Here is a 13,538-nt window from a genome sequence, read left to right as displayed (position 1 = left end):
GCCGCGGGGGCCGGGGCGGCGGGGGCCGTCTGGCTTTGCGCCACGGCGGGGACGCCGAAGGCCAGCACCGCCCCGACCGGCAGGCCCAGCGCCGTGCCGACCAGCAGCGCCGCCGTCGTCCGGCGCAGGCGGGGCCTTCCGTTGCCGGCGTTGAAAAGTGTCTTCATCACTCACTCCACCAGGTCTCGGATCGCCGGCAGCAAGTGCGGCGTGTACCGATGAAGATAAGCCCGCGACGATGGAGCCGCCGTTTCTCGGGGATGACATCGGCGCAATCCGGTCATTGGCGCTCTATGCCTGCCCTCGACGACGAGGGGAACCCGCCAGACAGTACAGGCGAGCGGTCTATGGATCGCCATCCCAGTTTCCAGCACGCGATGGCCCTTTGGCTGTCTGGAAACAACGGGTGAGGAGAAGCCATATCGGAGCGGCACGTAAGCGCAGCATTTAGCTGGAATTCGATCTACGCATGCCGTATATAGATGGGAGGCCCGGCTTGTTTCCTGCGCCGCGGTCTTCGTCGCCTCGTTCCGCCCTCGCCTGATGGTTGCGCACACCGCGTGGCCGAGGGCGCGGGCTCCGGTTCCGATCCCGCATCGCATGGTGCGCCTGGGTCTGGATCGAAAATGGAAGGAGGAAGCGCGATGCTCGGAAAGCTTACCCAGGTTCGGGCTATCAGCTTAAATGACGGAGGCCGGGCCGGCGGGGACACATTTCGCGTCGAGATCGGGATCCGTTCACGATTTGTTCTCACGTTGAGGGCCGTCGTGCAGGTTGCGATCGCGGGGTGCCTTGTCGCATACTTCGCGGCGGGGGCGACCGTCGAGTTCGATGCCAGGTTATCGGTAATCGCATTTCACGCGTCTCATCCCGTTCCGCCCTCGCCTGATGGTTGCGCACACCGCGTGGCCGAGGGCGCGGGCTCCGGTTCCGATCCCGCATCGCATGGTGCGCCTGGGTCTGGATCGGCTTCCCAAACTGCCCCCAGGGAGCTGCATCCTGGTACCTGGGGGGGACTGGTGTGACGAGACTTCCCTCAAGCCTCTCAGAGGAAAGAATCTGGCAGGTCTGGAAGGACAGCCGAGATTCGAAGCGCAATGCCGGCGCGGCCGGCGTTGACCGCGTCTCCGCGACGATGTTCCAGCAGCAGCTTCGCGATAATATCCTCAGCATTCAGAAAGACATTCGAGAGGGGACATTTCGGTTCAGAAGCCTGAGGGCAGCACCCATCCTAAAGGCCACCGGAAAGTATCGAATTCTTGCGATACCCTCAGTCAGAGATCGCCTTGTCCAGAGATGTCTGATTGGTCACCTGGAAGGTGACTCGCGCTTTAATGGCACTTCTGCGATCAGCTACGGGTTCTCTAGAGGAAGAAGCCTTCAAGCTGCGCAAGTTGATGCTTGCAAGATCAGAGGGCATCGGCCGTGGGTCGCCCAAGCAGATATTATAAAATTCTTCGATCGAGTCCCGCGCATGGAGATTAAAAAACTTCTCCAAAAGAAAGTACGCTCTACAGTCGTGCGAAACTTGCTGCTTCAGGCGGTAGATTGCGAACTGGAAGACTGGGGAGGAAGAGCCACCCGAATTGCGAGAGAAAATGGCATTCAGAGAGGCATTGGATTGCGACAGGGAATGCCAGCATCACCTATGCTGTCGAACCTTCTTCTTAAGGGCTTTGATGACGAACTGACGAAGAGAGGCATCACTGCAATTCGCTACGCTGATGACATCGCCATTTTTGGAGAAACCAAAACGGAGTGCGAAGAGGCACTCATTATCGTAAAGGATGCGTTAAAGAAACTGAAACTGGAAATTCCGGAACTCGGGCCGAAATCAAAAACCAAGCTATGCGGGCCATCGGAACTGGTTACATTTCTGGGCGTCGACATAAAGAGAATCGGGACAGAATACAAACTTTGTGCGCCATTTGATAAAATAACAGAAATATCAGAGGAAATGTCCCATATCGTGGATATGGATAGATGCATAACAGATAAGGTAAATGTTGGACGAATTGTCTCATATCTTGAATCTTTTGTTATAGGACACTCCGCGTCCATGGCCGTTCTTGGAGAAACAGAACAAGCGAACTTCACATCCAGACTGAAAGCCGAGGCTCAAAAGCACATAGAATCTCTTCTAATCAAAATAATGGGCAAGAAGGCTGTGGAGCAACTAGACGACGACCGCCGCGCCTTGTTAGGTATTCAGCAATTTAGGTAAGCTTAAGAACATAATACATTTCAGAAGGAAGAATTTCGGTGACGGTGCATATTTAGCTCATCGCCCCGCATCCCACGGGTTGAGCAGCCGTACCCCGGTCGGGGAGAAGTCGGCCGTGTTCCGGGTCACCACCGTCATGGCATGGACCAGCGCCGTGGCCGCGATCAGCGCGTCGCGGTCGGACCGCCGGTCGGGCACGCGCAGGGCGGCGCAGCGGATCGCCACGTCGGTGTCGACCGGGAGGATGCGGCCGGCGAAGGCCGGCAGCACCGCCCCCTGGATCCAGGCGCGCAGCCGCGCGCCCTGCACCGGGTCGCGCCGCTCGACCAGCAGCACCCCATGCTCCAGCTCCAGGATGGTGATCGCCGACACGAACAGGCTCTCCGGCGGCACCGCCGCCGCCCAGGCCGTGACGCCCGGGTCGGCCTTGCCGAAGGTGGCCCGCCGCAGCTCCGAGACGACATTCGTGTCGAGCAGGAACATCAGGACAGGTCGGCCGGCCGGTGCAGCGGGCCGTCCAGCCGCCCGGGCTCGAACGCGATGTCCTCCTGCCCCGGCATCGCCAGCATGTCGACGATGCTGCGCCCGCCGCCGGCCAGCTTGCGGTAGTCCTCGATCGTCAGCAGCACATGGGCGGGCCGGCCCCGGTCGGTGATGAACACCGGGCCGTTGCCGGCGAGCTTCTTGGCGCGGCCGGTGTCCTGGTTGAATTCGCGGCTGGAGAGGGTGGTGGGCATGCGGCGCCTCCGTTCGATGTAGATATGTTGCTACATCACACGATCGTCAAGGCCGCCGTCCATCATCAGGCCTCTCACCGTCATTGCGAGGAGGCGAAGCCGACGAAGCAATCCATCGGGCCGTTCGAGCGGATGCATGGATTGCTTCGCTGCGCTCGCAATGACGGTGATGCAGAGCGGCGCGCGGCGCTGGACCGACGAGAACCGCCCCTACCCCTCCAACCACGTATCCGCCCAGGACGACGTCGCCCAGCGCGGATTGGTGGCGATGTTGTGCAGCCGGCGGCTGGCGACGGTGATGAAGGTGAACTCCGCCGCCACGATCAGCGGCAGCTGGTCCGCCGCGCGGCTCTGGAACTGCTGGTACAGGTCGATGCGCTTGCCCCGGTCCAGCTCCACCGCCGCGCGGTCGATCAGGTCGTTCATCGCCGGGTCGTCATAGCCGTACTGGTTCGAGAACGGCACGCCGTCCGGCAGGCCGCCGCGATAGAGGATGGTGGTCGAGATCGCCGGGTCGTTGCGGTAGACCGGCGAGCCGATCGCCAGGTCGAAGGCGTGGTCGGTGTACACCGCCTTGAGATGGCCGGCGTCGTCATTGGTGACCAGCGTCGCGTCGATGCCCACCGCGCGCAGCGCCTGGCGGAGGTAGTCGCCCATCTGGCGCGTCTGCTCGAACCACGGCGCCGGCAGCAGGTTCACGGCGAAGCGCATGCCGCCGTCCTGGCGGGGATAGCCGGCCTCGTCCAGCAGCGCCTCGGCCTTCTTCGGGTCGAACGGATAGGTGGCGACGTCCGGCGTGTAGAAGGGCACGCCGGTCTTCGGCACCGGGCCGGTGGCGGCGGCGGCATAGCCGCGGAAGATGGTGTCGACGACATAGCCCTGGTCGATCGCATGGGCGATGGCGCGGCGGACACGGACATCCGCCAGCTCCTTCCGCCGGTGGTTGATCTCCACCGTCAGCTGGTAGGTGATGCCCTCATAGCCCTTGCGCACCACCGCCAGCTCCGGGATGCCCTTCAGCCGCTCCAGCTCCTCCAGCGGCACGGCGGAGAAGGCGGAGAGCTGGATCTCCCCCGCCTCATGCGCCGCGACCACGGCGCCGCGGTCCGGCAGCACGCGGTAGACGATGCGGTCGAGATAGGGCAGGCCGCCCTGGCCCCAGTAGCTCGGGTTCCGCTCCAAGAGGTAGTACTCGCCCGGCTTGTGCTCGCGGTACAGGAACGGGCCGGTGCCGACCAGCTGCTCGTTGTGCGGGTTGCTGTCGATGTCCGCGCCCTCGTACAGGTGCCTCGGCACCACCGCGGTCAGGGCGGGCAGCGCGTTCTCCACCAGCTGCAGCGGGATCGGCGTGGCGAAGCGGAACACCGCGGTGCGGTCGTCCGGCGTGTCCACCGCCTGGAGGTCCTTGAACACCACCCGGCCGAGATTCTGCCGCTTGCTCCACAGCTCCGTCGCCGAGAAGGCGACGTCGGCCGAGGTGAAGGGCTGGCCGTCATGCCAGGTGACGCCGTCGCGCAGGGTGAAGGTGACCGTCTTGCCGTCGTCGCTGCCCTGCCAGGCGGTGGCCAGCACCGGCGTCAGCTTGCCGTCATAGGCCATCTCGGCCAGCGGCTCGATCACCTTGCTGGCGACGTAGAACACGCCGTTGGAGGCGACCAGTGCCGGGTTCAGGTTGCGCGGCTCGGTGTCGGCCGCCACGGTCAGGGTGCCGCCCTTGACCGGGGTCTGGGCCCGGGCGCCGCGCGGCAGGCTGCCGAGCATCGCCGCGGCGCCGACGCCGGAGAGGAGGGCACGACGGGACAGCGGGAACGGCATCGGGGGACCTCGGGGACGGGACGGAACAGTCTAGACCAGCCGCAAGGCCGGGCAAGGTAGAATCGGCGGAATACACACCAAATCCCAGGGAATTTCCGGGCCCGGCGGGCGGCATTGCGCCGGCGGCGGGCGACATGCCACAACGGGGGCCAGCCCACAAGCCGGCGGTCGAGCTTCGCCTCCCGCCTTGCTGGAACAGGAGGACTTAAGCGATGACCCAGGACGCGATGGCGGCGCAGATGCGCGAAAAGCCCGGATTCATCGCCGCGCTGGACCAGAGCGGCGGGTCCACCCCCGGCGCGCTGCGGCTCTACGGCATCCCGGACGGCGCCTATGGCGGCGACGACGAGATGTTCCGGCTGATGCACGAGATGCGGGTGCGGATCATGACCGCGCCGTGCTTCACCGGCGACAAGGTGATCGGCGCCATCCTGTTCGAGAAGACCATGGACGGCCAGGCCCAGGGCAAGCCGGTGCCGGACTTCCTGTGGCGGGAGCGCGGCGTGGTGCCGTTCCTGAAGGTCGACAAGGGGCTGCAGCCGGAGGCCGACGGCGTCAGCCTGATGAAGCCGATCCCGGGGCTGGACGCGCTGCTGGAGCGCGCCCGGGGCCTCGGCGTCTACGGCACCAAGGCGCGCTCGGTCGCCAATTTGGCTTCGCCGGCCGGCATCGCGGCGCTGGTGGCGCAGCAGTTCGAGATCGGGGCGCAGATCGCCGCCCACGGGCTGATGCCGATCCTGGAGCCGGAGGTGCTGATCAAGAGCCCGGACAAGGCGGGGGCCGAGACAATCCTGCGGGCCGAGATCCTGAAGGGGCTGGACCGGCTGCCGGCCGGGCAGCAGGTGATGCTGAAGCTGACCATCCCGGAGGAGCCGGGCTTCTACGCCGAGCTGATCGCCCACAAGGGCGTGGAGCGGGTGGTGGCGCTGTCCGGCGGCTACACCCGCGCCGACGCCTGCCGCCGCCTGGCCCGCAACCCCGGCATGATCGCCAGCTTCTCCCGCGCTTTGGTCGAGGAGCTGAAGCGCGACATGACCGACGCGGAGTTCAACGCGGCGCTGGCGGCGGCGGTGGACGAGATCTACGCGGCGTCGACCCAGCAGGGCTGAGGTCCCTCCCCACACCGTCATTGCGAGGAGCGCAGCGACGAAGCAATCCAGGGGCCACGCCAAACAGCCCTGGATTGCTTCGCTGCGCTCGCAATGACGGCGAAGAGGGGCATGAACGCACCCCAATCCACAGGAACAATTCGTGACCAGAGGGCATCGCGGGGGCTGGTGCCGGCGCGGCGCGCCCCTATAGTGCGCGCATGATCGCGCCGCCCGCCCTTTCCCTCTCGCTGCCCGACGCCGAGCCGCTGGTGCTGGCGCCGGAGGGCGGCGTGCTGCTGACCGACGACGGCGAGCTGGTGGCGCTGGACGCCGCCGCGCTGCGCCGGCGGGTCGACGGGCCGCCGCTCCTCCTCTGCCACGCCAAGGCCGTCGGCCGGCGCTGCGGGCTGGAGGTGATGGGCGCCTTCGACCTGCTGGAGCTGTTCGCCTTCGCCCGGCCCGGCCGCTTCTGCGTGCCGACCCCGCGCGGCCTGGCGGCGGCGCTGGGCCTGCCGGTGCCGGCGAGCCTGGAGGATGCGGCGATCGCCCTGCCCCGCCTGGCCGAGACGCTGCTGCGCGGCCTCTCCATCCCGATGGCCGACGAGCGCAGCGACCCGGCGGCGCTGGCGGCGCGGATGGGCGAGGCCGGCTGGCCCTGGGCGCCCTTCGTCGCCCGGGCGCTGGGGCTGCGCGCCCCGGTCGACGACCATCGCAAGCGCGGCGCCTACCAGGTCTGGGCCCATCTGCCGGAATGGGAGGCCGAGCCGCCGAACCCGCCGCCGTCGCAGCACCCGGTCGACCCGCGCGAGGCCCGGGCCCGGCTGGCGCAGATGCTGGGCGAGGGCGCCGAGCCGCGGCCGCAGCAGGGCGACTATGCCGGCGCCGTCGCCGCCGCCTTCGCCCCGCGCCCGGCGCCGGAGGACCCGACCGTGGTGCTGGCGCAAGCGGGCACCGGCACCGGCAAGACCCTGGGCTACCTCGCCCCGGCCACGGTCTGGGCCCAGAAGAACGGCGCGCCGGTGTGGGTCTCCACCTACACCCGCAACCTGCAGCAGCAGATCGATGGCGAGATGGACCGGCTGTTCCCGGACCCGGTCTTGAAGGCCCGCCAGGTGGTGCTGCGCAAGGGGCGCGAGAACTATCTGTGCCTCCTGAACTACGAGGATGCGGTGCGCGGCCTGTCGCTGAACCCGCGCGACGCGGTGCCGCTGGGGCTGATGGCGCGCTGGGCGGCGGCGACGCGCGACGGCGACCTGACCGGCGGCGACTTCCCGGGCTGGCTGGCCGACATCATCGGCCGGCCGAACAGCCTGGCGCTGGCCGACCGGCGCGGCGAATGCATCCATTCCGGCTGCCCGCATTACAGCCGCTGCTTCATCGAGCGCGGCATCCGCCGGGCCCGCAAGGCGCAGATCGTCATCGCCAACCACGCCCTGGTGATGATCCAGGCGGCGCAGGGCGGGGTGGACGACCGCGACGCGCCCAGCCGCTTCGTCTTCGACGAGGGGCACCATCTGTTCGAGGCAGCGGATTCCGCCTTCGGCGGGCACCTGACCGGGCTCGAGGCCACCGACCTGCGCCGCTGGCTGCTGGGCCATGAGGAGGGCGGGCGCCGCGCCAGCCGCGGCCGCGGGCTGAAGCGCCGGGTCGAGGATCTGCTGCCGGGCGAAGAGGCGCTGGCGGCGATCGACGAGATCGAGCGCGCCGCCCGGTCCCTGCCCGGCCCCGGCTGGGGCCGGCGCATCCATGGCGACGAGCCGCGCGGCCCGGCCGAGCGCTTCCTGGCCCTGACCCGCGCCCAGGTCTATGCCCGCGCCCAGGGGGCCGACGGACCCTACAGCCTGGAATGCGACACCAACGACCCGGTGGAGGGGCTGGTCGACGCCGCCCTGGCCCTGGACGTCGCCCTGGCCGAGCTGCAAGCGCCGCTGCAGGCCCTGGCGAAGTCCTTCCGCGAGCATCTCGACGAGGCGGCGGGGTCGCTGGACCCGAACCAGCGCCAGCGGCTGGACGCCGCCGCCCGGTCGCTGGACCGCCGGGCGAAGATGGAGATCGGCGGCTGGCGCGCCATGCTGACCAGCCTGTCCGAGCCGACGCCGCCCTGGCTGGTCGACTGGTTCGGGGTCGAGCGGGTGGAGGGGCGCGAGCTCGATTTCGGCTTCTACCGCCACTATGTCGACCCGACCCGGCCCTTCGTCGACGCGCTGGTGCGGCAGGCGCATGGCGTCGTCGTCACCTCCGCCACCCTGACCGACGGCGCCGGCGACAACCCCGACGACTGGCGCGCGGCGGAGGACAGGACCGGCGCCGGCCACCTGCCCCGCCCGGCGATCCGCGCCCAGGTGGCCTCGCCCTTCGACTACCCGGCCCTGACCCGGGTGCTGATCGTGCGCGACGTGCGCAAGGACGACCTGGAGCAGGTCGGCGCCGCCTATCGCGAGCTGTTCCTGGCGGCCGGTGGGGGCTCTTTGGGCCTGTTCACCGCGGTCAGCCGGCTGCGCGCGGTGCACCATGCCCTGGCCCCGGCACTGCAGGCGGCCGGCCTGCCGCTCTACGCCCAGCATCTCGACGGCATGGATGTCGGCACGCTGATCGACATCTTCCGCGGCGAGACCGATGCCTGCCTCCTGGGCACCGATGCGGTGCGCGACGGCGTCGACGTGCCGGGACGGGCGCTGCGGCTGATGGTGTTCGACCGGGTGCCCTGGCCCCGCCCCGACATCCTGTCGCGCGCCCGCGGCCTGCATTTCGGCAGGCAGCGCTGGAGCGACATGCAGACCCGCTTCCGCCTGAAGCAGGCCTTCGGCCGGCTGGTGCGCCGAGCCGACGACCGCGGCGTCTTCGTCCTCCTGGACCCGATGATGCCGACCCGGCTGTGCACCGCCTTCCCGCCGGGCGTCGAGGTGCAGCGCATCGGCCTGGCCGAGGCGGTGGCGATCACGCGGGAGTTCCTGGCCCTTGAGCCGGCGGCCGCCCTTCCCCATCTAGACAGTCTAGACAGGAGGGACGCATGAGCTGGCAGCTGCAGGATGCGAAGAACCGCTTCAGCGAGGTGGTCGAGAAAGCGCTGACGGAGGGACCGCAGCACATCACGCGTCACGGCCGGCCGGCCGTGGTGGTGATCGCGGAAGCCGAGTATCGCAAGCTGCCTAAGCCACGCCGGAGCTTGGCCGAATACCTTCTATCGGCGCCGAAGGTCGATATCGAGATCGAACGGACTAGGCTGAAGCTCCGCGACGTCGATTTGTGATGTACCTTCTCGACACCAACATCGTCTCGGAGACGATCCGGCCGGTTCCCGACCACAATGTGGCGATCTGGCTGCTGTCGCAGCCAACCGAGGCGCTGTGGATCAGCGTCCTCACCATCGCCGAGATCGAGCGCGGCATCGCCCTCGCGGAGCAGCGCGACACCGCCCGGGCGCGCCAGTTGAGTGGCTGGCTGGAGGGCCTGCTCACGCAGTATCAGGACCAGATCGTTCCCGTGGATCGGGCCACGGCCCGGATCTGGGGCCGGATGGCTGCGGCGACGACCGATCTTGATATCGACGCTGCCATCGCCGCCACGGCCTCGGCGCATGGCTGGACCGTCGCGACACGGAATGTCCGGGACTTCAGCCGCTTCGGCGTGCCCGTCTTCAATCCGTTCCCCGCATCCACCTGACACCGGCGCCCTGACGCTTCCCTGATCCCCCGGCGCCCCTTCTGGGGTATCATTCCCATCGCCGGGCGGAGCGACTCGCCTGTGCCGATTGCTTGAAGACCATTTGAGATCCGCATCGTCAGATCCGCGCCTTTGCGCGGCCGGTCCATATCCGAACCCGGAGCGACGCCATGCCCATCAGCGATTTGTTCGCCAACGGCCACAAGCCCAACATCCTGATCCTGATCACCGACCAGGAGCGCGCGCTGTCCGAATGGCCGGAGAGCTACCGCGCCACACTGGCCGGCAAGCTGAAGGCGATGCAGGCGCTGCAGGCCAACGGCCTGAGCTTCGACCACGCCTTCACCGGCGCCTGCATGTGCGCGCCGAGCCGCGCCACCTTCCTGACCAGCCAGTACCCGATCGTCACCGGCTGCACCACCACCGGCGGGTCGACCCTGCCGCCGCCCGCCGAGATGCCCAACCTCGCCACCGTGCTGGGGCAGGCCGGATATGCCTGCTACTGGATCGGCAAATGGCATCTGCTGGGCTCGCAGGAGCCCGGCGGGCCCGGCACCACCCTGTCGGAATGGGGCTTCCAGCCCTACAGCGCCGGCGGCGGCACGGTGGCCTGGGACCCGCCGGATGCGGGCATCACCCTGAACGCCAGCTATCTCGGCGGCGGCACCAGGGGGGCGACGGAGTACAACCGCAACGACCAGCGCTATGTCGCGAACGCCCAGGCCTTCCTGGCGAACCCGCCTTCCGGCCCCTGGTGCCTGGTGGTCTCGCTGGTCAACCCGCACGATGTCCATCTCGGCTACGAGGCCCACGACGGCGAATACTACGACAAGGCCGAGTACCGCTCGCTGGACGTGCCGCTGCCGGACAACATCGACGAGAGCCCGGCGGCAATGCCGCGCGGCCAGAGCTTCTATTCCTGGGATTCGAAGGCCGCGAAGACGGCCACGCCGCAGGATCTGGCGAACTTCTATGCCTATCTGATGCAGTATGTGGACGGGCAGATCGGCACCATCCTGGGAACGATGACCCAGGACCAGGTCCAGGACACGCTGATCATCCGCTTCGCCGACCATGGCGAGATGGGGCTGGCGCATGGGCTGGTCGAGAAGTTCGTCAACGCCTACGGCCAGTGCATCCACGTGCCGCTGGTGTTCTCCAACCCCGTCGCCTGGCCCCAGGCGCAGACCACGGAGGCGCTGGCCAGCACCGTCGACCTGGCCCCGACCCTGGCCAGCCTGCTCGGCGTGGCCGGGGCGTTCAACGGCAGCTTCGTCGGCGCCGATCTCAGCGCCGTGCTGAACGATCCTGCGGCCCCGGGCCAGGACTATGTCCATTTCACCTATGACGACCTGCACGGCAGCAGCGGCCCCAGCGTCATCCGGACGATCCGGTCGAAGGACTGGGTGTACTCGGTCTATCTCGACACGGTCACCAGCCCGTCCTCCGGCTGGTCCGACGCGGATTGGGAGATGTACGACCTGGCCGAGGATCCCGGCGAGAACCACAACATCGCCGGGCTTGGGCTGGCGCAGCAGGCGATCCTGGACCAGGCGCTGCAGGCACAGATGACGGCCAAGGGCACGGCGCCGGCCTGGTATCCGGCGCATTGGCCGCCCCAGGCGACCAGCAGCAGCCGCGGCGGCCCGCCGCCGGGCGATGCCGCCGCCAGTCCCGTCGCCATCGGCCGGGTGCCGGGCATCAGTGCCGCCCGGGCGCTGGACCTGACCTATGTCGGGGTGCCGGACGCCGAGACGCTGCTGGCCCGCACCGCCACGCCCGCCGGCCGCCAGGCCCTGGCCGGGCTGGTGCCGGTGGCGGAGCCCGAGCTGGACGGCTGGATCGCCGCCGCCCGAGAGCTGGTGCCGGGCTGAGCGGGACAAGCGCCTGCCGGCTTGCCAAGGCCGCGGACACCGGGATAGGTGGACCGCGACGCATCGGAGAGGAGACGGCGACGATGACGGCACAGCGTCATGGCGGCTGCCTATGCGGCCAGGTCCGCTATTCGGTGACGGGGGATCCGCTGCGCGTCGGCCTCTGCCACTGCACCGACTGCCGGCGCAGCAGCGGGTCGGCCTTCACCTTCTATGCCATCTGGCCCCGGGCCGCGTTCAGCGGCGGGGGACGGACGTCGAGCCACAAGGGCCGCGACTTCTGCCCGGCCTGCGGCAGCCGCCTGTACTCGCTGACCGACACCGAGGCCGAGATCATGCTCGGCACGCTGGACGAGGCGCCCACCGACCAGGTGCCGCAATACGAGCTGTGGACGCCGCGGCGGGAGCCCTGGCTGCACGCCCTGCCCGGGGCCGAGCAGTTCCCGGGCGACCGCTGACGCGCGGAGCCGCGGGCCGGCGGGTCAGTCCGGCAGGCCGGCCTTGCGGTAGCCCTCGACGAAATGCGCCAGCGTCGCGGCGTCGCGGAACGGCTCCGTCGCGGCCCAGTGGGCTGTCGTGAAATCCGGGTTGCCGACCAGGAACAGCTCGGCCTCCGCCCGCGCCTCCTCGAGCCGGCCCAGCTGGGCTAGGCCGGCCGCCAGGAAGCGGCGCGAGCTCGTGCGATAGGTCTCGTCCCGGCGCAGCGTCTCGACGGCGGCTTCGTAGTCGCGTGCCGCATATTGCGCCTGGCCGAGCGGCAGATAGTACCAGCCGGGCGGGAACGGGTTCAGCCGGAACGCCTTGCGGATGTGCTCCAGCCCCTCCCCGACCCGCCCGGCCAGCACCGCGATGTCGGACATCGCCGCCCAGGCATCGGCCTCGTTCGGGTCGAGCGCGATCGCCCTGGCGAATTCCGCGTCGGCCTCGGCGAAGCTGCGCTCATAGGCCAGCAGATAGGCCAGGACCCAGCGGCAGCCGGCATCGTCGGGGTCGATCGCCACGGCCTTGCGCGCCAGCTTCAGGGCGACGCCGCGGGACGCTTCCGTCGGCCCGCCGGAATGCACCGATCCCATCCAGTGGTTCATGGCCAGCCAGCGATAGGGCTCGGCATAGTCCGGGTCGAGCGCCGCCGCGCGCGTCAGCATCAGATGGGCTTCCCGCGCCGTCTGCGGCGAGTCGTCCATCAGCCGGCGCGCCCGCACGCAGAGATCATAGGCCTCGAGGTTCTTGGGCCGGTTGCGCGGCGGCGGCGCGCGCAGCCGGCCGAGCAGCGCCTCCACGATCCTGCCGGTGACCTCGTCCTGCACGGCGAAGATGTCGTCCAGGCCGCGGTCGAAGCGCTCGGCCCAGAGATGGTCGCCGCTCAGCGCATCGACCAGCTGGGCGTTGATGCGCACGCGCCCCGCGGCGCGCCGCGCGCTGCCCTCCAGCAGGTAGCGCACGCCGAGGTCCCGGGCGATGCCGCGCACATCCATCGCCCTGCCCTTGTAGGCGAAGACCGAGTTGCGGGCGATGACGAACAGGCCGGGGATCCGGGACAGGTCGGTGATCAGGTCCTCGGTCAGCCCGTCCGCGAAGGCCTCCTGCTCGGGATCGTTGCCCGGGCTGACGAAGGGCAGCACGGCGATCGACGGCTTGTCGGGCAGCGGCAGGGGGGCTCGCTGCGGGCCGCCGAGCGGTTCGGCGGCGCCGGTGAAGCGGTAGCCGACGCGCGGCACCGTGGCGATCCACTCGCCGCCGTCGGCGGCGGGGCCCAGCAGCTTGCGCAGCGCCGCGATCTGGACGGTGAGGTTGCCTTCCTCGACGGCGGTGCCCGGCCAGGCCGCGTCCATCAGCTCGGCCTTACCGAGAATCTCGCCGGGCCGGCCGGTAAGCGCCGCGAGCAGCCTCACCCCGCGATGGCCAACCGCGACGGGGGCGCCGTCCCGGAGGAGCGTTCCCGCGGCGGGATCCAGCACGAACGGACCGAAGGCGAGGCGCGATCCCTGCATGCGGCGGATCCTGAGCCGGTTTGGAAGTTTTAGGAAACGTTTTGGGCGGGCTTAAGGACGGCGCCGCCCGCATCCCGCAATCTTCATCCTCATTCAGGTCCATGGGGCGCGAGCCCCCTCGCCCGCGATGGAGGGTGCCATGA

General features: G+C 68.8%; 11 protein-coding genes. 7 read left to right on the top strand and 4 right to left on the bottom strand.

The features are described 5' to 3' along the window. Positions 1–1,021: 1,021 nt before the first annotated feature. Entirely contained in the window at positions 1,022–2,224 is a 1,203-nt protein-coding gene (locus BWR60_RS28475) for a reverse transcriptase domain-containing protein (RefSeq protein WP_144445790.1), read from the top strand. 57 nt (positions 2,225–2,281) lie between these two features. Here BWR60_RS28475 and BWR60_RS28470 read toward each other — a convergent pair whose 3' ends face one another. The 3 genes from BWR60_RS28470 to BWR60_RS28460 all read right to left on the bottom strand — a co-directional run bounded on the left by BWR60_RS28470 (position 2,282) and on the right by BWR60_RS28460 (position 4,776). Then, the gene (locus BWR60_RS28470) at positions 2,282–2,707 is read right to left on the bottom strand and encodes a type II toxin-antitoxin system VapC family toxin (RefSeq protein ID WP_088155382.1); all 426 of its coding nucleotides are present in this window, start codon (positions 2,705–2,707) and stop codon (positions 2,282–2,284) included. Continuing rightward, positions 2,707–2,961 carry a type II toxin-antitoxin system Phd/YefM family antitoxin gene (locus BWR60_RS28465; protein ID WP_088155380.1) on the bottom strand — a complete coding sequence of 85 codons (255 nt, stop codon included), beginning with the start codon at positions 2,959–2,961 and terminating at the stop codon, positions 2,707–2,709. Before BWR60_RS28465 ends, BWR60_RS28470 begins: the two co-directional genes overlap by 1 nt. Positions 2,962–3,171: 210 nt before the next feature. Next, positions 3,172–4,776, bottom strand: coding sequence for an ABC transporter substrate-binding protein (locus BWR60_RS28460; RefSeq protein ID WP_088155378.1), 1,605 nt, complete (start codon positions 4,774–4,776; stop codon positions 3,172–3,174). Positions 4,777–4,988: 212 nt separating this feature from the next. Here BWR60_RS28460 and BWR60_RS28455 point away from each other — a divergent pair, with 212 nt between their 5' ends. The 6 genes from BWR60_RS28455 (at position 4,989) to BWR60_RS28430 (ending at position 11,862) form a co-directional block, all read left to right on the top strand. Continuing rightward, entirely contained in the window at positions 4,989–5,885 is an 897-nt protein-coding gene (locus tag BWR60_RS28455; RefSeq protein ID WP_088155376.1) for a fructose bisphosphate aldolase, read from the top strand. A 200-nt stretch (positions 5,886–6,085) separates the two neighbouring features. After that, entirely contained in the window at positions 6,086–8,881 is a 2,796-nt protein-coding gene (locus BWR60_RS28450) for an ATP-dependent DNA helicase (protein ID WP_088155374.1), read from the top strand. Beyond that, positions 8,878–9,117 carry a type II toxin-antitoxin system Phd/YefM family antitoxin gene (locus tag BWR60_RS28445; protein ID WP_088155372.1) on the top strand — a complete coding sequence of 80 codons (240 nt, stop codon included), beginning with the start codon at positions 8,878–8,880 and terminating at the stop codon, positions 9,115–9,117. Before BWR60_RS28450 ends, BWR60_RS28445 begins: the two co-directional genes overlap by 4 nt. Beyond that, complete coding sequence (locus BWR60_RS28440; protein WP_088155370.1) at positions 9,117–9,530, top strand: type II toxin-antitoxin system VapC family toxin; 414 nt, start codon at positions 9,117–9,119, stop codon at positions 9,528–9,530. The genes BWR60_RS28445 and BWR60_RS28440 overlap by 1 nt, the downstream gene beginning before the upstream one ends. Before the next feature lie 170 nt (positions 9,531–9,700). Continuing rightward, complete coding sequence (locus BWR60_RS28435) at positions 9,701–11,404, top strand: sulfatase-like hydrolase/transferase (protein WP_088155368.1); 1,704 nt, start codon at positions 9,701–9,703, stop codon at positions 11,402–11,404. Between the two features lie 83 nt (positions 11,405–11,487). Then, positions 11,488–11,862: a GFA family protein gene (locus BWR60_RS28430; protein ID WP_088155366.1), complete on the top strand. Its 375-nt coding sequence runs from the start codon at positions 11,488–11,490 to the stop codon at positions 11,860–11,862. A 24-nt stretch (positions 11,863–11,886) separates the two neighbouring features. Here the strand turns inward: BWR60_RS28430 and BWR60_RS28425 are convergent, their stop codons facing one another. Further along, positions 11,887–13,395 (bottom strand): winged helix-turn-helix domain-containing tetratricopeptide repeat protein, encoded by a 1,509-nt coding sequence (locus BWR60_RS28425; RefSeq protein WP_088155364.1) that lies wholly within the window; start codon positions 13,393–13,395, stop codon positions 11,887–11,889. Positions 13,396–13,538: the final 143 nt, after the last annotated feature.

Source organism: Inquilinus limosus (assembly GCF_002195995.1).
Lineage (GTDB): Bacteria > Pseudomonadota > Alphaproteobacteria > DSM-16000 > Inquilinaceae > Inquilinus > Inquilinus limosus_C.
This window is presented reverse-complemented; position numbering and strand designations above follow the sequence as displayed.

What these genes read in the sequence shown, in the direction of transcription:
- BWR60_RS28450 (WP_088155374.1), top strand. Translation starts at nt 6,086, where the DNA reads ATGATCGCGCCGCCCGCCCTTTCCCTCTCGCTGCCCGACGCCGAGCCG.
- BWR60_RS28440 (WP_088155370.1), top strand. Translation starts at nt 9,117, where the DNA reads ATGTACCTTCTCGACACCAACATCGTCTCGGAGACGATCCGGCCGGTT.
- BWR60_RS28455 (WP_088155376.1), top strand. Translation starts at nt 4,989, where the DNA reads ATGACCCAGGACGCGATGGCGGCGCAGATGCGCGAAAAGCCCGGATTC.
- BWR60_RS28445 (WP_088155372.1), top strand. Translation starts at nt 8,878, where the DNA reads ATGAGCTGGCAGCTGCAGGATGCGAAGAACCGCTTCAGCGAGGTGGTC.
- BWR60_RS28430 (WP_088155366.1), top strand. Translation starts at nt 11,488, where the DNA reads ATGACGGCACAGCGTCATGGCGGCTGCCTATGCGGCCAGGTCCGCTAT.
- BWR60_RS28465 (WP_088155380.1), bottom strand. Translation starts at nt 2,961, where the DNA reads ATGCCCACCACCCTCTCCAGCCGCGAATTCAACCAGGACACCGGCCGC.
- BWR60_RS28435 (WP_088155368.1), top strand. Translation starts at nt 9,701, where the DNA reads ATGCCCATCAGCGATTTGTTCGCCAACGGCCACAAGCCCAACATCCTG.
- BWR60_RS28425 (WP_088155364.1), bottom strand. Translation starts at nt 13,395, where the DNA reads ATGCAGGGATCGCGCCTCGCCTTCGGTCCGTTCGTGCTGGATCCCGCC.
- BWR60_RS28470 (WP_088155382.1), bottom strand. Translation starts at nt 2,707, where the DNA reads ATGTTCCTGCTCGACACGAATGTCGTCTCGGAGCTGCGGCGGGCCACC.
- BWR60_RS28460 (WP_088155378.1), bottom strand. Translation starts at nt 4,776, where the DNA reads ATGCCGTTCCCGCTGTCCCGTCGTGCCCTCCTCTCCGGCGTCGGCGCC.